The organism is Parabacteroides sp. KHUB-01 (assembly GCF_056640935.1).
In genome coordinates this window covers 3,284,490-3,310,492 of record NZ_CM153256.1, presented here as the reverse complement: position 1 = coordinate 3,310,492, position 26,003 = coordinate 3,284,490, and the positions used below count along the sequence as shown (strand labels likewise).

Genomic DNA, 26,003 nt, shown 5'->3' with positions numbered 1-26,003 from the left:
TGTTAAGTTTGAATATTTTCATGCAAAAGTAAAACTATATTCGTCTTTTTACACATATTTTGTGTTAAAATTTAATATTTCGTTTCTTTTTTAATGCATAATACTGCGTCAACAACATCTTCCTGCTACGTATTATCTGATATCTGTAAACTAAGCAAGCAGTAATGAAATATACGCCAACCTGCAACCATAGAGTGTGATACTCATGAATAACTTCATTAAGTGTTGCAGCTGATGTATTTATCCTCACAAATCCCTGCACAGCCGGAGTTGACGGAAAAATATATCCCACAGCTCTCCAAAATCCTGGAATTGCCTCTTTGGGCCACGAAATCCCCGAAATAAAAAGTAATATAACAGATGTAAAAACTACAAGTAACATAGGCTCTTCCCTCGTCTTCATTATTCCGGACAATGTCATTGCAAAGAATATGGATGCAAAAAGGAATGGCAGCATAAACATGAGAATATCCCAATAATGACCTATTTGCGGCAAAGAGAATATCTTAGGAACAACAACCAAAGTCCAAAAGCAAACCAGAACATACAATACAATATATGTTAAAGATTTTCCCAAAACTATTCGCAACGTTCCATTGAAATGACGACTAATCGGAACCAGACTTCTAAACCTGTTCTTCTCACGTGCAGTTCCGCCAAGCATTCCTATTCCAAGTATCAATGTCTGCTGAATAACCAACACAAGAATAGCCGGGACAAGGAAACTTGCAAATCCATTCTGAGTATTAAATAGCACTATTGACTCGGAAGGTATAGGACGAACTTGTATGCTTTGCAATTCTTCTGTTGACGCCGGAGTGTTATGTGCTGCAATTTCAGCGCCCATATCCAACGACACTTCCGTTGCCGTCATAAGAAAAGCCTTATAATAGAGCAATGCGCTCATATCACAATAAAGTGACACAGTGGCTTGTCTTCCTGTATGAATCAATTTGCTGAAATCTCCCGGAATTGAAATTATTCCATATGCCTCTTTTTTATCTAAAGCTGTTTTCGCTTCTGACATATCTGAGCACACCTGAACTACCTGGACATCCGGAGCAGCATCAACACGGCGGATAAACTCACGGCTTAAAGCCGTACGGCTGTCATCCACTATAACCATCTTAGCCTCGTGAACCGTCTCTTCATTATAAATAAAAGAATATAACAAAGGATAAGCCAGAGGTACAAGGAAGAAGAAAATCATAACTCCGGAATCACGGAAGACGTTTTTCCATTCCTCTTTCCATATATAGAACATATCCTGTATGCCTTCTTTTATTATATAGCTCAATTTTTTCTTTTTATCCATCTGCAAATCTCCCTATTTTAAGGAATATATTTAAAATGTAGCAGAGCACTCTTCAAGGTCTTGCCAATTATCAGCGGCAGCAACAGAAATCCCAGCAGCCACACATATTCCGACCAAGTATAATACAAATCTCGTCCATTCAATGCCTGATCCACATAAATCAGAAAATAATGGCGCAACGGGAACAAATTAGTCAAAGACTGCAAAGTTGGATGCATTGCCGTCACCGGAAATGAGAACCCGACAATTGAAAAAGCAATCATACCAAAAAGACTGGCAAAACTCAATCCCAAACGAAGCGTTGGAAGAACTCCAATCATAAACACGCCCACTGACTGAGATGCAATCACAAGGAAGAATGTTGCCATCAGCATAGGAAACCATCCCGAATTCAAAGGGAAAGCATTATAGCCATAAAGCACAGCTATCATCATCCAGGCAACCAGCGTAAACAACAATGTATAAGGAAGCATTTTGCCTATAAGACTTGTCACCATAGAATTTCCTCCGCGACGAAGCCACTGCCTGGCTGTTCCGAATTTTATTTCCGAACCAATACTGAAAACCGTAACCAGGAATATCATAAGCTGCAATATTCCCGGCAGCAAAGTATTATTCAGGTAAATGGAATAATTCAACCACGGATTTCCAATAGCATGAGTATCGATAACTATCGGTTGTAACTGTCCCATTATTCTGGATTCATCCAAGCCTTTTGCCGTTCCAATCTCCAATCCTACGGAAGCATTAGCCAAAACAGAAATAGTTTTCATATCTCTGAATAGCAATGATGCCGCAATAAGATATGTGGAATTTGTATAATATGACAATTTAGGCTGTTTTCCAGTTGTTGCTTTAACAGCAAAATCTTCAGGAATATAGAATATTCCATAGACATTTCCCTTCTGCATTTCAATCCTTGCTTCACTAAAGGAAGCAGTTCTGACTACGACTTTTGTCTGCTCAAAAGCGTCAAGCTGCCGAATCAGATTTCTGGACGTAGCCGAATTGTCAAGGTCAACCACTGCAATAGGCAAATCGGTTGGCAAGCCTTCACGCATAAGCGAAATGAAGAAAATCGTACACAGCAATGGTGCGCCCAATATACAGAACAAGTATAAAGGCGACCTTGATATGCGGCGAATTTCCCTGCCGAAAACAATGCCTATATGCTGTATTGCTTGTTTTAAAGTCATATTAATCCTTTCTTTATCGCTTCAATATAACAGACATTCCCGGACGTAAATCCTGAACAGCGGAAACAGGACGTGCACGCACTTCAAAAGTCTTTGAGTCATACTGACCTGTAGTCTTTGTAGCCTTCCAAGCTGCATAAGTTCCCATATCTTTCATATAGTAAACTTTCAGTTTCACCGGCTGATTGTCCAACGCAGGAATAAATGCCTCAACTTCATTTCCAACTTTCAAGTCTTTAAGCAAATCTTCACGTACGCTGAAAGTAACCCACATATCTTTCAGGTCAACAATATTCATAACCGGAGCACCAGTTCCAACCAATTCACCAACTTCAGGAAAGCGTTCAGCCACTTCACCGTCTATCGGAGACACCAAAGCACCTTCCTCTGCATATGAAGCAACCTCAGCTATCGCACCGTCAGCACGTCTGACAAGAGCAGCTGCGGCTGCCTTATCTTCCTTGCGGGCACCTTCTTTCGCCATTTCGTATTGTGAGCGTGCAGCCTTCTCAGTTGCAACCATTGCCTGATAGTTAGCTTCTGCCTCATCTTTTTTCTGAGCAGACATCACTCCTTTTTCATACAAATTACGAACTCGGTCATATGATTTCTTGGCAATAGAAAGGCCTGCCTGAGCTTTCTGCCATATTTCGTATGCACCGGCTACTTCCTGAGCTCTGGCACCATTCATAGCCTTTGTATGCTGAGCTTCAGCAGCAGCGCGTGCAGCTTCAGCCTGCATCATTTTAGCCTGTACTTCCGGAGTGTTAATGAACACCAATGTATCTCCAGCCTTAACCTTGTCACCTTCACCAAAACGGTATTCCGCAATTCGTCCGGGAACTTTTCCCGAAATTCGAACAGTTGTAGCCTCAGCCTGTCCCATTATTATTGCTTCAGGAGGAGAGAAAAGGAAAAAACCAGCAAAAGCAACAATTGCAACCACAATTATCAGCGCAATAAAGGCCAACATCATGTTATTGATAGAATATTTCTTTTTATTATCCATTGTTATATTATGTTTTAATTATTATTCCAAGAATTCAATATTTCAAATCGCCCATAGCTTTATGATAATAAACCTTTGTCAGTTTAACATCTATCTGCGCATCAATAAGTGTTGAATGCGCGGCAAACCATGCAGTTTGTGCTTGCATCAGATTAAGAGCCGGGATAACTCCTTCCTCAAAACCTAAGTTAGCATGACGCAAATTCTCTTCAGCGCTTTGCATATTTCGGGTTGATGACGCAAGCTTCTTGTTAGCCTCATTCATCTTATAAACCGACTGGGTTACTTGCAATTCTATTTTTTCTCTTGCATCTTCCCATTCCAACTGTTTGATTCGAGTTTCAGCTCTTGCTGCATTTCTCTTATATGTTCCTTCCCACCATCCGGAAAGAGGCACTTTTACCAAAACGCCCAGATTAAACATTCCGGCAAATTCATTCTTGAATCCATTCATCAGGTTCGGATTTGTAATAAAATAATTTGCAGTGAATGCAACTGAAGGCAGCATATCCGAAAGAACTATTTTCTCTTTCTTCTTATATATTTTTGATGCGAGGTCCAGACTGCGCAATTCCTGTCTGTTTGCAAAAGCCTGATTTATGTCTGCCACTCCTTCTGATGGAGAAACCGAAACTTCGTCAAGAGATTCATCTGCCAAAGTAAACGGCTCATCCAATGGCAAACCGCAAATCTGTGCCAGCAACATTCTGGACAACGCCAGACCATTATCAACTTTTGTCTGTGCTATTTCTGCCTCGTTAAGTTTCACTTTAACTGAAAGTCCGTCTGCCTCAGTAGCAACTCCTTCAGCTATCATTGCTGTTATATCTTCATCCATCTGACGCAGCAGGCTGACATAAGAATCTGCCAGTTTCTTTTTATTAACCAAAGAAACTACTTGCCAATAAGTTTCGTCAGTCTTGTATATTATATCCTGGAGTTTCAAATCATGCATCGACTCTGCCAGCTCCCTTGCATAACGGGTAATCTGATTATACGACACAATTTTTCCACCCATGAATATAGGCTGAACCAATGAAACATTACCAACCCAAACATTCTGTATATCCAAATGCTGGACATCATTAATAGCTCCGACAACATTTCCCACAGCAGGCAACTGAGCCAAACCACCCAATGAAGACGATATTGCACTCTGCAAGGCGCCCATGTCCAAAAGATTCAAATCTTTCTGATTCCACATATATGCGCCACTTGCCGATAATTGCGGAAAATACTTGGTTAGTGCAGCTTTTTTCTCTTCTTCGCTCATCTTAATCTTTTGCGAAGAAATCTGAAGTTCCTTGTTGTTCTTGACAGCCAGTTCCCGACATTCCTCCAACGTCCTCACCTGTTGTGCAGAAAGGACGAAAGATGTCAGACACATGACCGATAACATAAAAATTCTTTTCATATAAATACCGTTTTCTTTTATTTCCTCCTTAGCTTCAGATTCTGCGCGTTGTCAGGACTTATTACATAATTATCGAGATCTAGTTGGCAGCTGCAGAACTATCAGCATTCGTTTAAATAACAATTTTGCAAATGTATATGTTCTGATTATTACACATTATTGAATTAATACAACTTCTTCAGCAGATATTCATTTACAAAATGAGAAAATAGCAGTCTTAAAACACAATGCTTGATATATTAAATCTATTTAAAAGAGTTTATTAATCAATAAACAAAGCACCTAAATTGCTAGTTTTTTTTATTTGCACATCATTTAATTCAAAAAAACAATTATATCATGAAATTAAAAACTTTATTCTTATCATCATTTATCACAATGGCGTTATTAAGTGCTTGTAATGATGAAGACAAACCATCATATGAGACAAAATCTTATATTGATGGTATCTACAGTAATTATACCGATGAAGAATTTCCTAATCTGAATTTGGTATATAATAATGAAGTAAAAACAGACAAAGAAGTAACACTTAACACGGAAGATTATAAATATTGTGATATTACTTTCAAAAACGTATTCGATACGCCCGACGTAATATTCAGAAATATGGAAATGAAAAATTCAGATAATTATCTCACAATTCAAAAAGACACTACAATTGCCGGCAAAAATATACATCTTGATGCTGAAATAAAACCTGAAGGATACGAGAGTAATTATGGTCTCGAAAAAGGTAGTGCAAGCATGAAGATCGTGATAACTGAGACAGAGTGAAAACAATGCAGTGTTTCAAAAAAAACATGGTAATGTTTTTAAAAAAAAGTCGGCATATTATTTTAGAAATATGCCGACCTTTTTATATGATATTAATGAAAGATTATTTATAATCCTTCACCATGACAATTCTTATACTTCTTACCGCTTCCACATGGACAAGGGTCATTACGTCCTACTCGCTTTTCACCTCTGACCGGTTCTTGAGGAGCAGCAGCACTTGAAACGCCTTCGCCATTGATTCCGGCTTTTTCTGTGCGATATTTGCTCATATCTTCATGCTGTTCTTCCTGAGCTCTCTGAATCTGGATACGCTGGCGAGCTTCTGCCTCAAGAGCTGCAGCCTGCTGGCTTGCTGCTTCCATTGCTGCACGGCGAGCTTCTGCTGCACGGCGTTCTTCTTCTGTCGGTTCGTGAACCGGAATCTGGCCACGCATCAAAATAGAAACAGTCTTTCTATTCATTGTATCGACCATACTCTTGAACAGATTATAAGATTCAAGCTTGTAAATCAACAGAGGATCTTTATTTTCGTAGCTTGCATTCTGAACTGAGTGACGCAATTCGTCCATTTCACGCAAATGTTCTTTCCATGCATCATCAATTGTATGAAGAAGAATCAACTTCTGGAATGACTTAGTGACAGACTTACATTCTGTTTCATAAGCCTCTTTCAAGTTGCAAGATACATTGAACATACGTTTTCCGTCAGTAATAGGAATCATAATATTCTCAAATCTTGCACCCTGCTGTTCGAATACTTGTTTGATAACAGGATAAGCAACCTGAGTCATACGTTCCATTCTGCGTTTGAACATATCAAGAGCTGCATCAAACAATTTCTCAGCCAATTTATCTTCTTTCAAGTTCTTGAATTCATCTTCTGTAATAGGGCATTCCATTGCGAATGTCTTGAACACTTCCATCTTCAAATCCTCATATGAACCTCCGGCAGAAAGTTCTTCAATAATAGCATTTGAAGTATCATAAATTGTATTCAGAACGTCAAGACCAACACGTTCACCCATCAAAGCATGACGACGGCGAGTATAAATCACATTACGCTGAGAGTTCATCACGTCATCATACTCAAGCAAGCGTTTACGAATACCGAAGTTGTTTTCTTCAACTTTCTTCTGCGCACGTTCCACAGACTTGCTCAGCATGCTGTGTTCCAAAACTTCGCCTTCTTTGAATCCAAGCTTGTCCATCAAGCCTGCAATCTTTTCAGAAGCGAACAAACGCATCAAGTCATCTTCCAAAGAAACATAGAATACAGAAGAACCCGGGTCACCCTGACGACCGGCACGACCACGCAACTGACGGTCAACACGGCGGCTCTCATGACGCTCAGTACCGATAATTGCCAAACCGCCTGCATCCTTAACTTCTTTTGAAAGCTTGATATCCGTACCACGACCTGCCATGTTTGTTGCAATAGTAACTGTACTGCTCTGACCTGCCAAAGCAACAATTTCAGCTTCTTTCTGGTGCAATTTAGCATTCAACACGTTGTGCTTGATCTTACGCAAAGTAAGCATTCGGCTCAACAATTCTGAAATTTCGACAGAAGTTGTACCAACCAAAACAGGACGGCCTGCTTCAGTCAATCTTACTATTTCCTCAATAACAGCAGCATATTTTTCACGCTTAGTCTTGTAGATGCGGTCATTCAAGTCTTTACGTGCGATAGGACGGTTTGTTGGAATAGCTACGACATCCAATTTATAGATATCCCAGAATTCACCAGCTTCTGTTTCAGCTGTACCAGTCATACCAGCCAATTTATGATACATACGGAAATAGTTCTGCAAAGTAATAGTTGCAAATGTCTGAGTAGCAGCCTCAACCTTCACACGTTCCTTAGCCTCGATAGCCTGGTGCAAACCGTCAGAATAACGGCGACCATCCATGATACGGCCAGTCTGCTCGTCAACGATCATTACCTTGTTGTCGATAACTACATATTCATCATCTTTCTCAAACAAAGTATATGCTTTCAACAACTGGTTCACAGTGTGAACGCGTTCGCTCTTCACAGAATAGTTTGCCAGGATTTCATCCTTCTTAGCCTGCTTTTCTTCAGCAGTGCCTTCCATATTTTCCAACTGAGAAAGTTCAGTTGTGATATCAGGCAAAACGAAGAATGTCGGATCACCTGCATTACCAGTAAGCAAGTCGATACCTTTATCTGTCAGCTCAACGCTATTGTTCTTTTCATCGATTACGAAATAAAGCTCGTCAGTTGCTTCATGCATATGACGCATATTTTCCGACATGAAATATTCTTCAGTCTTCAACATCTGAGCTTTTACACCCTGTTCGCTCAAGAACTTAATCAAAGCCTTGTTGCGTGGATAACCTTTGAATGAGCGATACAACTGAACTGTTCCTTCTTCAACAACTTTCGGGTCGTTGCTAGCCATTTTCTTCTTAGCTTCAATAAGCAACTGAGAGCAAAGATTTCTCTGGGCATTTACCACAATTTCCACATTAGGGCGGAACAATTCAAACAACTGTTGTTCGCCACGAGGAACAGGACCAGAAATAATCAACGGAGTACGTGCATCGTCAATCAACACAGAGTCCACCTCATCGACAATAGCATAGTTATGTTTGCGCTGCACCAAATCTTTAGGATTTGTTGCCATATTGTCACGCAAATAGTCGAAACCAAATTCATTGTTCGTACCGAAAGTGATATCAGCATTATAAGCACGACGGCGAGCGTCAGAGTTCGGCTGGTGCTTATCGATACAGTCAACTGACAAACCGTGGAACATATAAATCGGGCCCATCCATTCAGAGTCACGTTTTGACAAATAGTCGTTCACTGTTACTACGTGAACACCATTACGAGTCAACGCATTCAAGAATACTGGCAATGTCGCAACCAAAGTCTTACCTTCACCAGTCTGCATTTCTGCGATTTTACCCTTGTGCAAAACGACACCACCGAACAACTGCACATCATAGTGAACCATGTTCCAAGTAATCTCATTTCCACCGGCAACCCAATGGTTTGCATAAATAGCCTTGTCGCCTTCTATTCTAACAAAGTCAAAACGAGTAGCCAAATCACGGTCGAAATCATTTGCAGTTACAACCACTTCCGGATTTTCAGCAAAACGGCGTGCTGTATCTTTCATGATTGCGAACACTTCAGGTAATGACTGCTCAAGCACCACTTCCATCTTGTCTGTGATAGCTTTCTCAATCTTATCGATTTCAGCCCACAAAGCTTCACGTTCTTCCAGCTCTTTCTCTTCGATGCCGGCACGAAGCTGTTCAACTTTGGCACGCTCGTCAGCCACGAAATCCTGGATACGCTGTTTGATTTCGTCAGTTTTGGCACGCAATTCGTCATTCGACAAAGCCTGGATAGAAGGATAAACCGCCTTTACTTTTTCCACGTAAGGAGTGATTTCCTTCAAGTCACGCTGTGATTTGTTGCCGAATAACTTCGTCAAAAATTCATTAAATCCCATAATATATTTGTTTTTATTTTATTCTTTAATTAAGTATTTGATTTCTTTTCTCATATATATATAGACACAAAATGTCCGATACAGGAGCATTCTCCCCTGCAAACAAGAAATCACATAAAGACAATAGTCCCCACTTGATAAAACAGTAAATCTTAAGGAAGGAAACAAATCCGTCTTCCCTGTTTATTGCACAGTCTTGTTCACAGTCAGCTCCCACAATGGCAAGGACTGTGATGCATTAGGTGGACGAATTCTTAGAATGTAAGTAATAGATGGAGCAATTTCCGTAGCTTTAACTTCACGGTAGATACGCTCCGGCTTCATTCCATTACCGAAAAATATAAGAGGAGTTATAACAGCATTATTTCTGATAACTTTTACTTTTTCATTAGGATTATCATAATTCAACTGCCAACCCGGCTGAAGTTCAATAATCAAGTCGCCACGTCTCAGATGATGAGTTCCGTGTCTGAAAGATGCAGTAGCTTCGTTCCAGTCGCCAGTCATCAGCGCAGTTCCGGTTGTAACAGACTGCACACCTGTAAACTCCTGCACAAATCGTGCAGCCTTGCTCTGTATCTCAGCCAAATCAAGCTTGGCATCTTCTATCGCCTTTCGGTTAAGAAATATCTGATTGTTATAATAACCTGTCACCCATTTAGTCTGTTGGCCATACAAAGCCATCATATACATATTGAGCAACGCGACGCATCTCTTAGGGTGAAATTCACCACGGTCCACATGCAAACCGTCGGCATATTCCTCCTCACTCTTGTAATAGCCCGAACCTGTAAAAACCACCAAAGTTTTGTCGAGCCCAACTTTCTTATCAATTGCATCAAGCAAACTTGCTATATCCTGATCCAACTGATAATAAGTATCTTGTATTTCACGAGTGTATTCCTTGTTCATATTGCCACGATAGTTTCCGGCATAATAAGTCACCGAAAGCATATCAGGACACGAGCGTGTTCCAAATCCTCCGTATTCGAGGAACTGTATGGCAAGACGATTTATCTCCTTATTTACAAAAGGAGTTGTTTTCAGATTCTGATAGCAATATCTTTCATTCTCACTGAAAGTATAACGGAAAGGAATATCATCAAGCACATATGGGAAAGCATTATACTTCTCCATAGGCAATGACGGTGTCCAAACCATCTGGTTAAGACGTGCCGAAAGAGATTCGTTTCCACTGTTATATCTGTCAACATACCAAGGTACCCCTTTATAATAGGTAGTAGTAGCCCATTTCCCATTCTGGTTGTCTATCCAAAAAGCACCATTAGCAGCATGACCTGCCGAAAGAAGAGCACTTTCCGGATTAGGAGCAATAGAATAAACATCACTTCTTCCTTTTGAAGCAATCTTCAGTTCGTCTCCTATTGTTGAGCTTATAAGTGCATTAGGCGAATAATTCTCCTTGGTGTAATTTCCCAAATATTCCGGGTCATTAAGGATAGAAATTTCCTTGTCGTTATCGAAATCATATTTCTTATTTCCTGTTATACCGGAAAAACAAGGATTTGAACCAGTGAAAATAGTGGCAAAAGCACTTGCCTCATCTATATTGGAGAATTCAAAACGGATATTCTTATAGAATACACCGTCATTCATAAGGCGCTTGAACCCGCGCTCGCCGAAAGTATTATAAAAGTACTCTATATAATCACCTCTCAACTGATCGACAGTTATGCATACCACAAGTTTTGGAGACTGCTGTTGTGCCTCCATATTTGTAACTGCCAATATAGCTATCAGTGATGATAATATTTTTCGTACTTTTTTATCCATTTATTATTTTTTCCCGGCTTTTCATGCCGATGCAAATGTATTTGTTCTTAATATTTGTATTAATTGTTCAGCGATTAGCCAACGTCCTATTTTCAGATTTCGCTCTGTACAGCACCATTCCACTACGCAACAACAAGCTAAATGCCAACGGAATAACTGCCATATTGAAGTGTTGCGGAATAAAACTGCAACACAGCACGAACAGCAAAATCGCCACAAAGTTAATAAAATGATAATAATAAAAGACTTTTCTCCACTTTTTTACAACATATAATATTGGAGACAGAAGATGCAAAGGCTGAATCCATATAAGATTCCAGTTAGGGCAAGTGCAAGGATGTTCCGAAACGAAACAAAGGAAAAACAATATACATCCGCCAATTCCGGCCACAAAGAACAGCAGCCCGTCCACCACCGCAAAATATCTGTTAGTCCTAACTTCCAGCAGAGAAAGCGCAACGAAGAAAACAAGCAATAATATTGCAGCCACAAGAGGAGTAACTACAGTTTTCTCTGCTTCATCCGGCTCGGCAGGCAAAACGATGGTTTCTTCCACCAGTTTTCTTTTAGTTCCGTCCTCTCCCACTATCTCAGCTTTCTCAAAAGCATCCTTAAGCAGCATAGGAAGAAACATCATCTCATGCTTGGTTGCCATCCGGTCAGTCGGACTTCCCAAAGCAAGGTCACAGCCAAAGGTAAGCCATGGTTTATTGCGAGTGCAATCATTAATCATATCACGAAAAGACAAGCTGTCAGCTTTCCATCCGGAATAATCCACATTCCCGGCAACATTCTTTTCTATCAAAGCCACAGGCCGTGTCGCGCAATTGTCAAAGAAGAAGTTATAACGATATTCTCTGTTCTCCGGTTTATAATTTTCCTGCAAGGCTAGCCATATTGCCTCCTTCTCTTCGGCAGTAAGATTCAATATCTGCTCTGTCACGGTGCTTCCACGCATCTGATATTCCACGATATAGTCGGAATAATTTATTGCGCCAAGCATATAATCAGTCTCCCCGCTGGCAAAACGGTATATAAAAAACGGTTTATTGAAATTGAACAATCCGTAGTTAAACACAATGTCGATACGCTGCCCCGGGTCATTTATCCTCAAAGCCGCATGTCCGTACACAGTGAAAACCTCAGCCTCGTATGGCGAACTTGTCAACAGACTCACCTTTGCCCTTTCTGTTAAAGGACGTGCCCATGTCATAGCCAATGACAGAAAGCACAAACACATTATAGATATTATTCGCTTCACGCCTCTAAATAATTAAATTAGTCAAGTTCTGAAAGCCATGCTTTCAGCATACGAGTTGTCATGAAAACAAAGTGGACCAGTTTATTATCCTTGACAGCTTTTCCTGTGTTGCAACTTCAACACATCTGTTTTCCGTCTTCTCTTCTGTTAAGCCATTTTGTTAACCATCGCAAATGCGGCTGGATACGACTGACAAAGAATCCCACCAGAAAAGCCGATAAAATTGTCCCTTCACGGACACCTCGTATTTCACCGAACAAATATAATGAGAAAATCAGACTTATAAATATCAATGTGCAATCAAAACCGACCTTCACCTTTCCAAAAGGCTTATGCCACTTGTTCGCCAACACCAGCATCAGTCCTTCACCGGCAATAAGCATCACTTTCGGAGTAACTTCGAAGAGTATTCCAACAGCCAGTATAGCAGAGCCGAACACCACGTAAAGCATACGCATCATATAAGTTTCCGGCAAAATAGAATTAGTCAGCCAAATTGCAAAGTCTATGAAAAAGCCGAACAGAAAACCCGTAATCAGCTGCATATATTGCAGTTTCGGAAAATCTTTCCTCAAAATAGCAACCTGGATAAGAACAAGGATAGCATGCATAGCTATCGTAAACTGACCAACTGTGGGCTTCAATCCCAGACTCAAAACATATGGAGGACAAGAAATAGGGGTTATACCCAAATCAGCATGAACACAAAAGGCGATTCCCAACGCCATCATAAATAATCCCAATACAAACACGGAATAGCGTTCCGTCAACTCTACAATATTCATCACAAAAATTTTTTCGCAAAAATACAGAATACTGCATTTCCTTGATACTCATTTTCTGCCTTTATTGCTGCAATATCAGCCAAGTTGTGTATGCGACATAGCACAAAATAAGCAAAGCGCCCTCCGGACGTGTAATAGTTCTCTTGCGGAAAAACCATCCGACAAGCCAGAACAAAACTGACGAGCCAACAAGGACAGCCATATCCATATTGTTTATATTTCCCATTGGCAGCGGAGCAATCGAAGCACTGCATCCCAAAACAAAGAAAATATTAAACAAATTGCTGCCAATCACATTTCCTATTGCTATTCCCGGATTCTTCTTCAACGCAGCAGTCACCGAAGTTGCCAGTTCCGGAAGTGATGTTCCTCCTGCAACCAGAGTCAAGCCAATAATAGACTCGCTCACGCCCAAGCTTCGTGCCACGCCGCTTGCTCCTTCAACAAATAGCTGGCCGCCGCCAATCAATCCGGCAAGTCCGCCCAATATAAACACAGCGGATTTCCACACCGGCATCAGCTTTATTTCCTGAGATTCCTCTTGTGATTCTCCTCCATTACGTGCTATCGCAAACGTATATCGCATGAATATAAGGAAGAAGCCAAGCAAAACCAAGCCATCAATGCGGCTTATCACATTCGCCGCTCCTCCATCCAGCAAAACATCATTGGCAAAAGCCGCCAACACCAGGGACGAAAGAATAACAAGAGGAATTTCCTTGCTCATTGTTCCATCTCCTACTTTCATAGGCATCACCAAAGCCGTACAGCCTATAATCATAAGTATGTTGAATATATTACTACCCACCACATTACCTATTGCCATCTCAGCACTGCCTTTCAATGATGAAAGAACGCTAATCACCAACTCCGGCGCCGAAGTTCCAAATGCCACTATAGTCAGACCAATCACCAGGTCAGAGATGTTAAAACGCTTAGCAACCGAAGCAGAGCCGTCAGTCAGAATATTGGCTCCAAGTAAAATCAATGCCAATCCGGCAAGCAGGAAAATAATATTGAGCATATTTCAAGTTTTTGTGTTATTATCAGAATCAGTCTTTTTCAAACTCTCTGAACACAGGAGAAGGGAAATGCATTCCTGCAAACACCAGATTCTCATCCTTTATATATTGCAGATATTTCTTTCTCGACCCGATAGCCTTCTCTTTATCCATGTCATAAGCCGCGCAAGCATCAGGATATTCAAGCTGCAACGCAACAGCATGAAGCAAATCCCCGACAATCATACAATTTCCAATTCTGTAAATCGTATGTCCCGGAGTATGTCCCGACGCGTCCAACGCAACAATTCCATACGGAAGAGTGTCTGAAAAATTGAACAAATGTATCTTATTTTTATAAGTTTCCAAAATGGCAAATGTTTTATTTTTTCTTTCATCTTCCATATTCATCCATCCATCATATTCCGGAGAAGAAATAAAAACAGATGCTTTTTCAAAAACAGGCTTTCCATCCTTGACTAATCCACCGATATGGTCACCATGCAGATGAGTAAGGAAAATAGCATTTATGTCATTCGGAGTAATCGAAAGTGATTCCAAAGCTTTCAACAGCAAACTGTCCTCAGCTCCGTTTCCTGTGTCAAACAGGATATTCTTTCCTTCGGTCTGCAAAAGATAACAACTCACGGTCGAAGGCATCTTCCCGTCCGGAGATACACGCGACAAGATTTCCTGGTCAAAATCACTGAAAAGACTATTGTTCATAAATCCTTCCTTCGCATTGTCTCTTATCCAGGTAATACTAATGTCACCGAAACTGCGTGTTTCAATTTTACCATTATGGCTTTTCACTGAATTTTCAGCACCAAACAAACGGTTAAAGTGATTTGGTGTCATCATTAAAAGCAATGTTGTTCCTGCAACATTGCGAATCCATCTTCTTCTATTCATACTTTTTCTTTTTATTCAGCCACAATAATACGAAAAAAAGAACATTCAATCCTCTAAAAGATTCTTAAAACTCTTTTAATACAAAAGACTTTGATTAATATTGCAAAACTTGTTAACGAAAAACGGACTATTATTTTATTTAAGTTTCGCAAGTTGCCCAAATTAAGAGTTAACAAGGTTTCAGAGACAAGTTAACAAGGTCAAGACACCTGTAACTTTACAATTTATTATCTAAAAATTCTCGTTAACTTGTCTTCTTGTCAACTTGTTATCTGAAAGTTGAGCTTGCGAAACTTGAGTTATTTTAGGGAGATTAGAGTGAAGATGAAGAATACAGATTTAATAAGAACTACATTATGCATATTAATATGCCTTTCTTTTTTATGCGAAATATCAGCTTCTGAGAAAGATTCAATTACAGGAAAAGCCTCACATCTGATAGGTTTCGACTTCCGCCCGGCTTATGTATTTCCTACTCACGATTTCTTCAAAGGTGAAAACAATGCGCAGAAGAGCATAAACACAACTCTTTCCGGAAATCTGAAATATGGCTTCCAGTTTTCACCGGACTCAAAGTTCGGGAAATTATATCCTTATGCCATACAGGGCGTAGGTCTTGCCTACAACACATTTTTCAATTCAGCTGAAATAGGAAATCCTATTGCCCTTTATGCATTCCAAACATCAAGGATTGCCACAATCTCCCGTAATCTTTCATTTGATTATGAATGGAACTTCGGCGCATCTTTCGGATGGAAGAAATATGACAGCGAAACAAATCCGAAAAACAGAGTAGTCGGCTCAAGCACAAATGCCTATATAAACCTGGGCTTCCTACTGAACTGGGAAGTTGCGCCCAACACCAATATCCGTGCAGGAATCGGACTCAGTCACTATTCCAACGGAAACACCAGCTATCCCAATGCCGGAGTAAATTCAATCGGCGCATCCGTAGGAATCACCCGCTATTTGGGCAGAAAAGCCGAAAGGAGATTTGCCTCAGCAACTTCCTCCAGCTCTTTGTTCTCGCCTTATATAAATTATGACCTTATTGTATATGGAGCAGTCAAGAGAAAAGGCATTTTCCCGGAAGATCACGACCCGATTCTTGCTCCCGGCTCATTCGGTGTTCTTGGTCTTAACTTCAATCCGCTGTATAATTTCAGCCAATATTTCCGTGCCGGAGTTTCCCTGGATTTGCAGTACGACGAAAGCGCAAACATAGTTGACCATATAGCCAACGATTTCATCCCATCAGAGTCTGAGGATTTGAAGTTCTATCGCCCGCCATTCCGCGAACAGTTCTCAGCCGGTCTTTCTCTCAGAGCGGAAGTGGTGATGCCTATTTTCTCCATAAATATTGGTATTGGCAAAAATTTCCTGTGCAAAGGAAGAGACACAAATTCTTTCTATCAGATTTTTGTGCTGAAAACCGATATAACCAAGAATGTATTCATCCACACCGGCTATCAGCTTTACAAATTCAAGAATCCGAACAACCTTATGCTCGGCTTGGGAATAAGATTCAACGCACGATAACATTCCCTTCTGTTGGTTGCTTTGAAATATTTTAGGATATTTGCAAGGATAAAGGGGACAAGGATTCAGAGACAAGTTGACAAGGATTCAGAGACAAGGGAACAAGACTTTCAGCCTCGTCAACTCGCCACATCGTCCCCTATTAAACTTAAAAACTCAAAAACTTAAAAACTCAAACCATATTTATGAAAACAAAACTCCTCATATCAATTCTCTCAGTCCTATGCCTCTCTTTCCTCCTCAGCTGTAACAAGAACGAGGAAAAGACTTTGCCACAACGGACTGTACTGATTTATATGGCTGGCGACAACAGCCTCAGCTCTTTTGTGGAATATAATATGAAAATGATAGAAGAAGGCTGCAAGAATGCCGATTTGGAAAATGGCAACATTATAGCATATATCGACGAAAGAGGTGCAACACCTGGATTATACCAGTTCCGGAAAGACAATAATGGCATTGTTTCAAGAAATCTCATAAAAGAATATGAAGAAGAAAACTCCGCCTCTCCGGAAAATCTCCGCTCGGTGATAACAACCGTAAAAGAGCAGTTTCCTTCCGAAAGTATGGGCATCGTTCTGTGGAGCCACGGCACAGCATGGCTTCCCTCAAATCTCGACTCCTATCTGCGCTCATTCGGACAGGACGGAAACAATTATATGGAACTCGACGACCTAAGCTACGTCCTCAACGATTTCCATTTCGACTTTATCCTCTTCGACGCCTGCTATATGGCAAGCGTAGAAGTAGTTTATGCTCTGCGAAATTGCACAGACTATATCATCGGTTCGGCAACGGAAATCCTTGCCGACGGATTTCCGTATAACGAAATAACACCAATGCTGCTGAATGCCGACGTCACAGGAATAGCCGATTCATTCTACAGCCATTATGACCAAATGTCCGGAGTATCACGCTCCGCATCAGTATCAGTCGTAAAAACAAGCGAATTGGACAATCTTGCAGATGCCTGCCGGAATATTCTCAGCAGACAGACTGAAGAATCTCTATACAATATAGATTTATATCAGGTGCAAGCCCTCGAATATCTGACATGGAATAACCACAAACTCTATGACATGGAAGATTATCTGTCCCAAATTGCAAGCAATGAAGAATATACCAACCTGAAAACAGCAATGGACAAAGCCATAATCTACAAAGCATGCACTCCTGAAAACTACTTCGCCCAGTGCGGCTCAATAGCAATAGATAAATTCAGCGGACTCTCAATCTACGCATACCAGAAAAACTATCCTAAGCTCAACGACTGGTACGACCAGTTGGAATGGGCAACCTACGTCTCTAAATAAAAAATGCGACAGAATCAAAATAAATATAAAAAAGCGGAGATTTTCATCAACAAAATCTCCGCTTTTCTTGTTTCCATTATATAGTGTTTTTCATGGTATTAGAATTAAGTTAGGTTAAGATTCAGGCCGTCCGGTTCGCGAGGATAGGACGGTTTCTTGTTTTCTTACGTCACGGTCTGTATTTCGAAGCCGAAAGAAACTCCTGAGCTGTTTCCGGCATCGCGTTCATCAAAGCCGAAGGCGAAGCCTTTGTTTCACCGATATATTTCTCCACAATCCGTATTCCAACCCATATTCCCAAATTTCCCGGAGCCTTGTCGGCAAGGAAAGTACACGGACGGTTACTGAAATATTTCTGTGTAGTCGTATTATCCGGCGTATAAAGATGCTTCCTTGTTATTATATTTTTCCACAGAATTTTCTCGTTGTCCACACACCACTGCCAGTCCTCTGCAGTATATCCCAGAATATCGGCAATGGAAACTTCGGGCAAAGCCAGCGAAACAATATAATATATTTTCCCGTAATAAATCATCTGGTCCAGCAGAACATTCTCCTTTCCTGAAAACGGGAACTCACTCATCAGCCATCCGGCAATATAATCCACAACAGCAAATTCCCTGCTCATCTTCCGCCTGTCATAATCCGGGAAAAACTCCTTGTAAAGCGGATATTCAGCGCCAAGATATTTATCTATCGACAATGACAGAGCACTGTCGCCAACAAGCACATTCTGATTGAATCCCGAAACGTGCATATACAATGCCGGAATCTGGCTCTGCGGGAAAACATCCTTCAAAAAAGCAAAAGCCTGCCCCAATGTCTTCTCCATATCATCCGTATTCTCAAAATTTGATACGGCGTCACGATAAAGCCCGCGCAACGTCGGTTCCGAATAATAAGAAGAAAGTTTCGTGAAGAAATCCTCACGTTCCGGAGTCTGAACATTCAATATTCCTTTCCCCGTAAGGTCCAGCATCTGATAATAATCATCCGTCAACACCTTTTTCTGCGCGTCATCTCCACTTTCCAGCCATTGCAGCAGAGCCTTATCAAAACGGTGTATCTCCACCGCCGGCGCATCCTTATATCCCGAAGCGTCCTGAGTCTGGCTGCTACATGCCGGCAGGCTCATAACAAACAAGGTTATCAGAATAATAAATCGTTGTATCATATGGTTCTTTTTGGGGCAAATATAATGAAAGGAGAGCGCAGAGCAAAATAAAAACCTGTTTTTGATTTTGATATGCCGAGCCGCATCCTATATTAACGTAAGTTCAACGAATAAAAAAGCAGATTTGGAGAATGGATTATTCCGGGAAAAGGACATAATATTAAGGCTGAAAGCCTTTTTATAGCCCAGGGCGTGAGTCCTGGGTCACAGACACATAATAAAACAAAGCTCTGAAGGAGCGACACAATGTTCTGTTATATTTTAGTCGTTAACAGAGAGTCGCTCTTTCAGAGCTTAGAACGGATGGTGGTTGCATTTACCCAGGGCTCACACCCTGGGCTATACAAATCAGCCAAATACCTGATTTGACAAGGCTTTCAGCCTTGATAGATAGTTCAGAATTCGTCGAACTCACGTTATATTATCAAAATTCTTATAGGTAACAAGGCTTCAGATACGAGTTGACAAGACTAAATAATAGACATTGTCAACTCCTCCCCTCGTCAACTTGTCTCCTCAACTCACTTCCTCACCTCATACTCACCAGCCTCATAAACCTTAGCCTCAGTTTCTCCAGGAAGAGTAACCGATGCCGTACATCCTTCCGGAACAGTGAAATTCCATATCCACGTATCACCCTCATATCTCCATGAACTCTTGATACGTCCGGAAGCAGAATCATAAACAGCATCCACATGGCCCAGTCTCTTGTCCGGAACAGGCTTCATTATGATATGCTTAAAACCAGGATTAGCCGTATCCGAAGCAATGCCGGCAACACTCTCCCAAATCCATTCGCAAACCACGCCATAAGCATAATGATTGAAACTGTTCATACCCTTAGGTCCCATTCCGCTTTCAATCATATAACTGTTCCATCTTTCCCATATAGTGGTGGCACCATTGTCGATTGAATACAGCCAGCTCGGATTCTTACGCTGCAACAACAATTCCCATGCAATATCCGACATACCGTTTTCAGTAAGCGTAGGCATAAGTATTGAAGTTCCAAGGAAACCGGTCTGCAAGCAATTGTCATGCTCCTCAAAATTCTTTCTCAATCGTGAAATCATATCCTCCTTAGCCTTGCCATCCCAAATCTCATTCTTCAGGGCAAACAAAGCCGGAGTCTGCATAGTGTTCAGAATATCAGTCTTAAACTTTCCATCAGCAGTGAAGAAATTCTCCTTTATATAAGCCTTAGCATCAGCAACCATTTTCTCATATTTCGAAGCATCTCTTCCGCTTGCGGCAGCCATATCACGCATCATTCCTGCATCAATCACCCAATATGATGCACTCAGATAATTCCAGTAGTCCACAGCCTCAGGCAGAGGACCTTTCTTGTCGAAAGCACCGCCACCACAGCTTTCCAGCGGCTCATAGCTCAACCAGTCCGCCCACTGATAATTCATATTCTCATTCACCAGAGTCTTGTGGTCATACTTCGTGTCGTTGATATGATTCATGAATTTATCCATCGAGTCCCAGCACTGGTCGATAATCTTAGTGTCGCCAAACTGCTTCCATATAGTCCAAGGCACGATTATACCTGCATCCGCCCATCCCAGACGCATCATCTCATTTCCATATTGAGCCAAAGGAGCAACACCCGGAAAACCGCCCAGCTCACTCTGGCTGTCCATCATATCACGCATCCACTTATGGAAGAAAGAAGAAGTGTTTGCAAAGAACGAACCAGTTTCAGTGAACACCTGAGTATCCGCAGTCCAGCCCAACCTTTCATTTCTCTGCGGGCAGTCAGTCGGAACAGAAAGATAATTTGAGCGCTGTCCCCAAAGAGTGTTTGATATCAGCTTGTTCACCATATCATTTCCCGTAGTAATACTTCCACATTCCATTTCCTTCGTAATTGAAGTGACAGGCACAGATTCAATCTTACTGATATTAACCTCGGCAGAAGCAGTAATTGAAACATAGCGATAACCGAAGAAAGTGCATCTCGGAATATAACTTACATCCTCAGCCGAATTGGCAAAAGTATATTTCAAAATCATTCCGCTATCCGGGATTCTCAGGTTCAGGCGGTGAACACTTCCCTCCGGACCGTCCATACCGCGGCTCTTAGCCCCGTTTCCGTCATTCAGCAATTCCGAAGTGATACACTCCAGAACAGTTCCCTCAGCAGCATTGAACACAAATGACGGCACACCCGCACAATTCTGGCCGAAGTCAACCACCAGCTTCTCGCCCGGCTTCACCGTCATCGGCTCACCCGCCTTATATTCCTTCTTGACAATGATTTTTCCAAATTCATCCTTGCTCTCGCCACTTACGCCTTCCCACACATAAGCCTTCACAGGCGAAAGAGCCAAATCGTGGCGGAAATAAATCTCAGCACCTTCCGACGGCACCAGCTCGCCCTTGAACTCGCCGTTCACTTCCGGAGCCGACAATTTCTCAGGAGTTTCATAACCCGGAAGAATTCTGGCATCATATTCCTCACCGTCAAAAATAGCCGCATGAGTCACCGGGCCGGCAATACCCGCCTTCCAGTTCTTAGTGTCCGTGCCAAGCAGCTCCTTGCTACCGTCGGAATAAGTAAGCTCAAGCACACCGCGGAAAGCACATTTCTTGCCAACCATTCCATCATGGTTTCCCGGAGTAATAATCTTGTCCGCCCACCATCCAGGAGTGACCTGTGCCGACAGCACATTCTCAGCCTCCGCCTCAGTGTTGAAAGCATCAGTTATATCATAAGTAAAAGAAAGTTTAGTCTTCTCATAATGTGTGAACCCCGGTTTCAGAATTTCATCGCCGATAAGTTTTCCGTTCACATATATATCATACACCCCAAGAGCCGAAGTCATCCATCGCGCACTGCTCACCTTCCGGCTGTTCTTCACCGTCGATACAAACCAACTGGCACCATCGGCAGCCCTTGTTCCGTCATATACCGGCCCCGTAACCACCGGAGCATCAGCAGCAGAAATCCATGTCGATGAATTCCACGCCTGATTTTCCAAAGCCTCAGTCTTGTGTATTCCTTGTTTTTCCTGCTTCGTCGAACAGGACAGAGCGAAAAGCATCCCCGCAGCAAACAGGCAGGGAACGATTTTTTTGATTAGTCCGATTTTCATATTCCGTAATGATTTATTGGTTAGACAAACAAAATTACAATAATTTCCTAGAATAACACAGACTCTTGTTTCACAAACTAAACTTTTAATTGAAGAGTTTACAGGAAAAACATTTTTTTATTTTGCCCGTCGTATCATCTTTTTATACTTTTGCACGCAATTTCCGGATATATAATTTTCAGAAACTTACAAAACCAATAATCAAAATAAAAAATATGGGAACAAAACGTATCGAATACTATCCTCAAGGTGTTTGCTCAAAAATGATGATTGTAGATATCAATAACGGTGTTATCGAAAACGCCCAGGTTATCGGCGGCTGCCATGGCAACAGCCAGGGTATCTGTGCCTTACTTAAGGGCATGAAGGCTGAAGATGCTATCAATCGCCTCAGTGGTATCAAATGCGGCAACAAGAATACTTCTTGCCCGGATCAGATGGCGAGGGCGCTGAGGGAAGGGATGGAATAAAATAAGAATTTCTATTGTCCGACAAGTAATTATTCATTTTAAAAATTAAAAGTAAAGATATAATCTTAAAACTAAGTCTTAGTTTTTAAGAACTAAGTCACAGTTTATAAAAACTAAGACTTAATTTGTAAAATCTAAACCTTAGTTTTAAGATTACATTATTATCTATAAATCATAAAAAGTAATAGTACAATAGTTCGTTAAAAAATAGCCAAGCCTAAGCGGCTCTGGCGGTAAATAAAATGAGTTCTTTGAAAAGTTTGTCAATAACTTGCGTGTCTGGGCTAATCCCAAACACGCAAATAAATCGTTCAAGCATATAAGCATTGTGTATGAAAGACTTGCAGGATGATATGGAATAGGTTATTCCGAGTCTCTTACATGCCGCTTTGGCCAAGTTGATAGCTGCAAGCGACGCATTGAAGTGAAAATCCAACTTCCTGAAGTCGGTTGACTGACTGTTGGTGATTCCTGCATGCTGCTTTCCATCTCTAAAGCAAAACTCCAGCTGGAATCTGGTTCTGTAATAATCCAGAACCTCGCGTCCATCCATGGAATCGTCTGTAGAGAAGTAAAGCTGCCACTTGTCTGTCCTCCCGTCCATCGGATACCAGATGGCTAAGGAAACATACCTTTTGAGAGCTTTTGCATATACCCTCAATCCGTATAGTTTTCCCTTGTTCACCTCGTATTCCTTGCACCTGGTCAGATCCAGATTGGCAAAGTCGATTCTTCCGTCAAACCACTTGGGATGACCTCGTTTCCCTGTTTTCTTTTCCAATGTCGGATAGTACAGGATTACATCATTCCGAAAGCGGCTGATGACATGGAAATCGTTCTCGCACATAGGCGTTATGAAAGTTTCCTTGGAAAAGAATGCGTCTGCAACCACCGTTCTTGATATGCTCTGTATCTTGTCTTTTCTACTGATAAGATAGCTGCTGTACCAGTCAACGAGGTTCTTGTCCATATTATCCAAGGTCTTGCAATCCGGTGTCTGAATGGAACCTAAAGTCATGCATTCATGGTTGTCGATGTCAATGACACCGATGCCCATGATTTCCAGTCCACGCTTGTACTCTCCTGCACAACCAGACCAGAAGTAACCTATCCAAGGTGTCTTCTTTCCTGATTTGGGGATATAGGAAGGATCGATGGCGATGGCTTTTCTTTTGCCTGTGAGATGCTTGCTGATGATAGAGCCGTTGAACGCAAACCAGTCGAAAGTTTCATGCTCAAAAAGGTTACGATAAGTCTGTTCTGAGAAACAGCCATATCTGCCCAATTGGAGGAAGTTTATACGATCTGGGATAGCCATGAATAATTTCATGGTGTCCATGAACGTTTTTTCAAAAGGTTTTTGTATATTCACGACTGATTTGAGAGCCGACAGGCACTCAGATTGGTATTGCATAAGGAGTGTTTCTTTAGTCATAATCAGAAGAGTTAGGGAACTTCTAATTTACTAAAAACTAACGAATTATGCAATACTTTTTACCCTTATTGTCAGCAAGCTAGCACACTTTTTTTCAGCACATTTCTTCATGCTTAACCATTCGTCTTGACAACACTTCAATGACCTCTTTAGTGTTTTCGAACCAGCTTTTACTGGTTCTATTGTTTAACTTTTAATTTTTCGGTAAAAATTTACCGAAGTATTGAATAGTAGATACAGATAATTAATACAAATCAGAGAATAACATTTATAACGCAGATTAATTTGCTTATACAAAAAAGACACGAAATGCTGTTGGCACAACAGCAATATCCGTGTCTTCTTTGTTTTTTATAGAATAGAATAATTTACATCAACCTATCATTCCCCCATCATCCACAATGAAAGAATCTATCAACAAGAGCTCTCAGCTCATCTGGCTTGTCAATGATATCTTTGCGGAGAGTGGAGTCGTTGTAAGCCTTGAGCTGGGCTATAATTCCATCAATCATAGCAGGGCTGAAGACATTATATTTTTCATACACTTCCCTATCCCGGGCAAGACATTCGGCAGAAGCTACGCAACTGTCCGGCAATTGAGCCAAGGTTTCCAATCTCGATTTGTTCTCTTCGTTATGTATATTTACATTTACATATGTGCGGTCGGCAACTTCCAAAGCGTTTTGCATTTCGAAACCATGACGACATGCCACGGCAAGTCCGGCAAGCAACTGATATAAATCTGCCGAGCCGTCCGGCGAACGCATTTCTACTGTCTGTTTCTGGGTTGTGTCATACGCAGATGCGCTTTCCAGCGGATTAGCCAAAGCACACATATCAGTTTTTGCTGCCCAACCCAGAGGAACACGAACCAGGACGGAACGGTTTCGGTCGCCCCAGCAAACATTAGTAGGCGCTTCCTGGTGAGGAACGAGGCGGAAATATGATGTTGGATTCTTATTGCCAAATGCGGTGATTGACGGTGCAAGCTCCATCATTCCGGCTATTGCCTTGCGTGCCACTTCGGAAAGAACTCCGTTGCTGAGCATCTGGTTCTTGCCGTCTTTCATCAGGCGCATGTGTATGTGCAAGCCTGAACCTGCCTTGCCAACGGTGATTTTAGGCGCAAAGGTTACGTTATAACCGTAGATATTTGCCAAATTGCGGATAATCCATTTTGCAAGCATCAACTGGTCTGCTGCATCTTCGGCATATACCGGAAGGAATTCTATTTCATTCTGCTCGTAGGTCAAACCTGTCTGTGAGAAGTTTCCAACTTCGGAATGTCCGTATTTTATTTGTCCACCTGCCTGGGCAATGTATGACATACAGGCTGTGCGGAAATCATTGAACTTGGCATATGGTGCTGATTCGTGATAGCCTTTCTGGTCTGTTGCCGGGAACATATCGGTTTCAGGAGCTATAACGTAGTATTCCAACTCTCCCATTGCGTGGAAATCCATTCCTGTCACTTCCCTGAAGGCGCGGCATGCTTTTTTGAGGGTGAATTCGGGTGAGCTTTCAAGCGGCTGTCCGTCTTTGTTGAAATATGAACATAGCATTGTTACCGTTTTGAGTTCGGCAAAAGGATCAACAAATGCTGTCTTGAATCTTGGGATTACGTACAAGTCGCTGCTTCCTGCTTCGATGAATGAGAACAGGCTTGAGCCGTCAACTCTTTCTCCGCAGGTCAGTATTTCGTCAAGATAGGATTCATTGTTGATGACGAAATTCAAGGTTTTCAAACGTCCGTCGCCAGCCGGATACATGAAATTCACCATCTGGACTTCATTTTCCCTGATATACTTCTTGATATCTTCTTTGGTAAATTCTGCTGCCGGTTTTTGCAGATAAGATACCAGCAAATTGGCATTCATTGATAGCTGATTATCCATAGTTCATGTATATTAAGTTAACAAAATGTTTGTCAAATGTATGTGTGACTGTCCAAATATACGATTTAATCTGACTAATGGATAATTTGAAGGATATTTTTTTCAAAAAAGGGTGTTGCAAAAC

18 protein-coding genes are annotated in these 26,003 nt (G+C 41.4%); 4 read left to right on the top strand and 14 right to left on the bottom strand.

The window, feature by feature from the left end; translation table 11 throughout:
* Positions 1–64 precede the first annotated feature (64 nt).
* From ACYIAR_RS13955 to ACYIAR_RS13940, 4 genes are read right to left on the bottom strand one after another with little or no spacing between them, the layout of a single operon-like run.
* Positions 65–1,315 (bottom strand): ABC transporter permease, encoded by a 1,251-nt coding sequence (locus ACYIAR_RS13955; protein ID WP_480330380.1) that lies wholly within the window; start codon positions 1,313–1,315, stop codon positions 65–67.
* 17 nt (positions 1,316–1,332) lie between these two features.
* Positions 1,333–2,511, bottom strand: a complete 1,179-nt coding sequence (locus ACYIAR_RS13950; RefSeq protein WP_480330378.1) for an ABC transporter permease — start codon at positions 2,509–2,511, stop codon at positions 1,333–1,335.
* A 13-nt stretch (positions 2,512–2,524) separates the two neighbouring features.
* Complete coding sequence (locus ACYIAR_RS13945) at positions 2,525–3,520, bottom strand: HlyD family secretion protein (RefSeq protein WP_480330376.1); 996 nt, start codon at positions 3,518–3,520, stop codon at positions 2,525–2,527.
* 34 nt (positions 3,521–3,554) lie between these two features.
* Positions 3,555–4,934 carry a TolC family protein gene (locus ACYIAR_RS13940; protein ID WP_480330374.1) on the bottom strand — a complete coding sequence of 460 codons (1,380 nt, stop codon included), beginning with the start codon at positions 4,932–4,934 and terminating at the stop codon, positions 3,555–3,557.
* A gap of 378 nt (positions 4,935–5,312) precedes the next feature.
* Here ACYIAR_RS13940 and ACYIAR_RS13935 point away from each other — a divergent pair, with 378 nt between their 5' ends.
* Positions 5,313–5,711 (top strand): hypothetical protein, encoded by a 399-nt coding sequence (locus ACYIAR_RS13935; protein ID WP_480330372.1) that lies wholly within the window; start codon positions 5,313–5,315, stop codon positions 5,709–5,711.
* Positions 5,712–5,818: 107 nt separating this feature from the next.
* On the opposite strand, the gene secA is transcribed toward ACYIAR_RS13935, so the two are convergent.
* From secA to ACYIAR_RS13905, 6 genes are all read right to left on the bottom strand, one after another.
* A complete protein-coding gene (secA, locus tag ACYIAR_RS13930; RefSeq protein WP_480330370.1) occupies positions 5,819–9,199 on the bottom strand; it encodes a preprotein translocase subunit SecA in 3,381 nt (1,126 codons plus the stop codon).
* Positions 9,200–9,382: 183 nt separating this feature from the next.
* Positions 9,383–10,993, bottom strand: a complete 1,611-nt coding sequence (locus tag ACYIAR_RS13925) for an alkaline phosphatase family protein (protein WP_480330368.1) — start codon at positions 10,991–10,993, stop codon at positions 9,383–9,385.
* Between the two features lie 67 nt (positions 10,994–11,060).
* Positions 11,061–12,254 (bottom strand): lipoprotein N-acyltransferase Lnb domain-containing protein, encoded by a 1,194-nt coding sequence (locus ACYIAR_RS13920; protein WP_480330366.1) that lies wholly within the window; start codon positions 12,252–12,254, stop codon positions 11,061–11,063.
* Between the two features lie 116 nt (positions 12,255–12,370).
* The gene (locus ACYIAR_RS13915) at positions 12,371–13,039 is read right to left on the bottom strand and encodes a YczE/YyaS/YitT family protein (RefSeq protein ID WP_480330364.1); all 669 of its coding nucleotides are present in this window, start codon (positions 13,037–13,039) and stop codon (positions 12,371–12,373) included.
* 61 nt (positions 13,040–13,100) lie between these two features.
* A complete protein-coding gene (locus ACYIAR_RS13910) occupies positions 13,101–14,063 on the bottom strand; it encodes a calcium/sodium antiporter (protein ID WP_480330362.1) in 963 nt (320 codons plus the stop codon).
* Positions 14,064–14,091: 28 nt separating this feature from the next.
* Positions 14,092–14,952: an MBL fold metallo-hydrolase gene (locus ACYIAR_RS13905; protein WP_480330360.1), complete on the bottom strand. Its 861-nt coding sequence runs from the start codon at positions 14,950–14,952 to the stop codon at positions 14,092–14,094.
* 324 nt (positions 14,953–15,276) lie between these two features.
* Here ACYIAR_RS13905 and ACYIAR_RS13900 point away from each other — a divergent pair, with 324 nt between their 5' ends.
* Positions 15,277–16,491 (top strand): acyloxyacyl hydrolase, encoded by a 1,215-nt coding sequence (locus tag ACYIAR_RS13900; RefSeq protein ID WP_480330358.1) that lies wholly within the window; start codon positions 15,277–15,279, stop codon positions 16,489–16,491.
* A 185-nt stretch (positions 16,492–16,676) separates the two neighbouring features.
* Positions 16,677–17,804: a clostripain-related cysteine peptidase gene (locus tag ACYIAR_RS13895; protein ID WP_480330356.1), complete on the top strand. Its 1,128-nt coding sequence runs from the start codon at positions 16,677–16,679 to the stop codon at positions 17,802–17,804.
* Between the two features lie 169 nt (positions 17,805–17,973).
* Here ACYIAR_RS13895 and ACYIAR_RS13890 read toward each other — a convergent pair whose 3' ends face one another.
* Positions 17,974–18,978 (bottom strand): gliding motility protein GldB-related protein, encoded by a 1,005-nt coding sequence (locus ACYIAR_RS13890; RefSeq protein ID WP_480330354.1) that lies wholly within the window; start codon positions 18,976–18,978, stop codon positions 17,974–17,976.
* Between the two features lie 521 nt (positions 18,979–19,499).
* The gene (locus ACYIAR_RS13885) at positions 19,500–22,028 is read right to left on the bottom strand and encodes a family 78 glycoside hydrolase catalytic domain (protein ID WP_480333665.1); all 2,529 of its coding nucleotides are present in this window, start codon (positions 22,026–22,028) and stop codon (positions 19,500–19,502) included.
* 266 nt (positions 22,029–22,294) lie between these two features.
* Here ACYIAR_RS13885 and ACYIAR_RS13880 point away from each other — a divergent pair, with 266 nt between their 5' ends.
* Entirely contained in the window at positions 22,295–22,549 is a 255-nt protein-coding gene (locus tag ACYIAR_RS13880) for a TIGR03905 family TSCPD domain-containing protein (protein ID WP_480330352.1), read from the top strand.
* 217 nt (positions 22,550–22,766) lie between these two features.
* Here ACYIAR_RS13880 and ACYIAR_RS13875 read toward each other — a convergent pair whose 3' ends face one another.
* The gene (locus ACYIAR_RS13875; protein ID WP_480330012.1) at positions 22,767–23,984 is read right to left on the bottom strand and encodes a transposase; all 1,218 of its coding nucleotides are present in this window, start codon (positions 23,982–23,984) and stop codon (positions 22,767–22,769) included.
* 392 nt (positions 23,985–24,376) lie between these two features.
* Positions 24,377–25,879, bottom strand: a complete 1,503-nt coding sequence (locus tag ACYIAR_RS13870) for a glutamine synthetase family protein (protein WP_480330351.1) — start codon at positions 25,877–25,879, stop codon at positions 24,377–24,379.
* Between the last annotated feature and the right edge of the window lie 124 nt (positions 25,880–26,003).

Excerpts from the sequence above, each read along its gene's own strand:
- ACYIAR_RS13895 (WP_480330356.1), top strand. The coding sequence starts at position 16,677 with ATGAAAACAAAACTCCTCATATCAATTCTCTCAGTCCTATGCCTCTCT.
- ACYIAR_RS13890 (WP_480330354.1), bottom strand. The coding sequence starts at position 18,978 with ATGATACAACGATTTATTATTCTGATAACCTTGTTTGTTATGAGCCTG.
- ACYIAR_RS13935 (WP_480330372.1), top strand. The coding sequence starts at position 5,313 with ATGGCGTTATTAAGTGCTTGTAATGATGAAGACAAACCATCATATGAG.
- ACYIAR_RS13925 (WP_480330368.1), bottom strand. The coding sequence starts at position 10,993 with ATGGATAAAAAAGTACGAAAAATATTATCATCACTGATAGCTATATTG.
- ACYIAR_RS13945 (WP_480330376.1), bottom strand. The coding sequence starts at position 3,520 with ATGGATAATAAAAAGAAATATTCTATCAATAACATGATGTTGGCCTTT.
- ACYIAR_RS13905 (WP_480330360.1), bottom strand. The coding sequence starts at position 14,952 with ATGAATAGAAGAAGATGGATTCGCAATGTTGCAGGAACAACATTGCTT.
- ACYIAR_RS13900 (WP_480330358.1), top strand. The coding sequence starts at position 15,277 with ATGAAGAATACAGATTTAATAAGAACTACATTATGCATATTAATATGC.
- secA (WP_480330370.1), bottom strand. The coding sequence starts at position 9,199 with ATGGGATTTAATGAATTTTTGACGAAGTTATTCGGCAACAAATCACAG.
- ACYIAR_RS13910 (WP_480330362.1), bottom strand. The coding sequence starts at position 14,063 with ATGCTCAATATTATTTTCCTGCTTGCCGGATTGGCATTGATTTTACTT.
- ACYIAR_RS13950 (WP_480330378.1), bottom strand. The coding sequence starts at position 2,511 with ATGACTTTAAAACAAGCAATACAGCATATAGGCATTGTTTTCGGCAGG.
- ACYIAR_RS13885 (WP_480333665.1), bottom strand. The coding sequence starts at position 22,028 with ATGCTTTTCGCTCTGTCCTGTTCGACGAAGCAGGAAAAACAAGGAATA.
- ACYIAR_RS13875 (WP_480330012.1), bottom strand. The coding sequence starts at position 23,984 with ATGACTAAAGAAACACTCCTTATGCAATACCAATCTGAGTGCCTGTCG.
- ACYIAR_RS13915 (WP_480330364.1), bottom strand. The coding sequence starts at position 13,039 with ATGAATATTGTAGAGTTGACGGAACGCTATTCCGTGTTTGTATTGGGA.
- ACYIAR_RS13880 (WP_480330352.1), top strand. The coding sequence starts at position 22,295 with ATGGGAACAAAACGTATCGAATACTATCCTCAAGGTGTTTGCTCAAAA.
- ACYIAR_RS13940 (WP_480330374.1), bottom strand. The coding sequence starts at position 4,934 with ATGAAAAGAATTTTTATGTTATCGGTCATGTGTCTGACATCTTTCGTC.
- ACYIAR_RS13955 (WP_480330380.1), bottom strand. The coding sequence starts at position 1,315 with ATGGATAAAAAGAAAAAATTGAGCTATATAATAAAAGAAGGCATACAG.
- ACYIAR_RS13870 (WP_480330351.1), bottom strand. The coding sequence starts at position 25,879 with ATGGATAATCAGCTATCAATGAATGCCAATTTGCTGGTATCTTATCTG.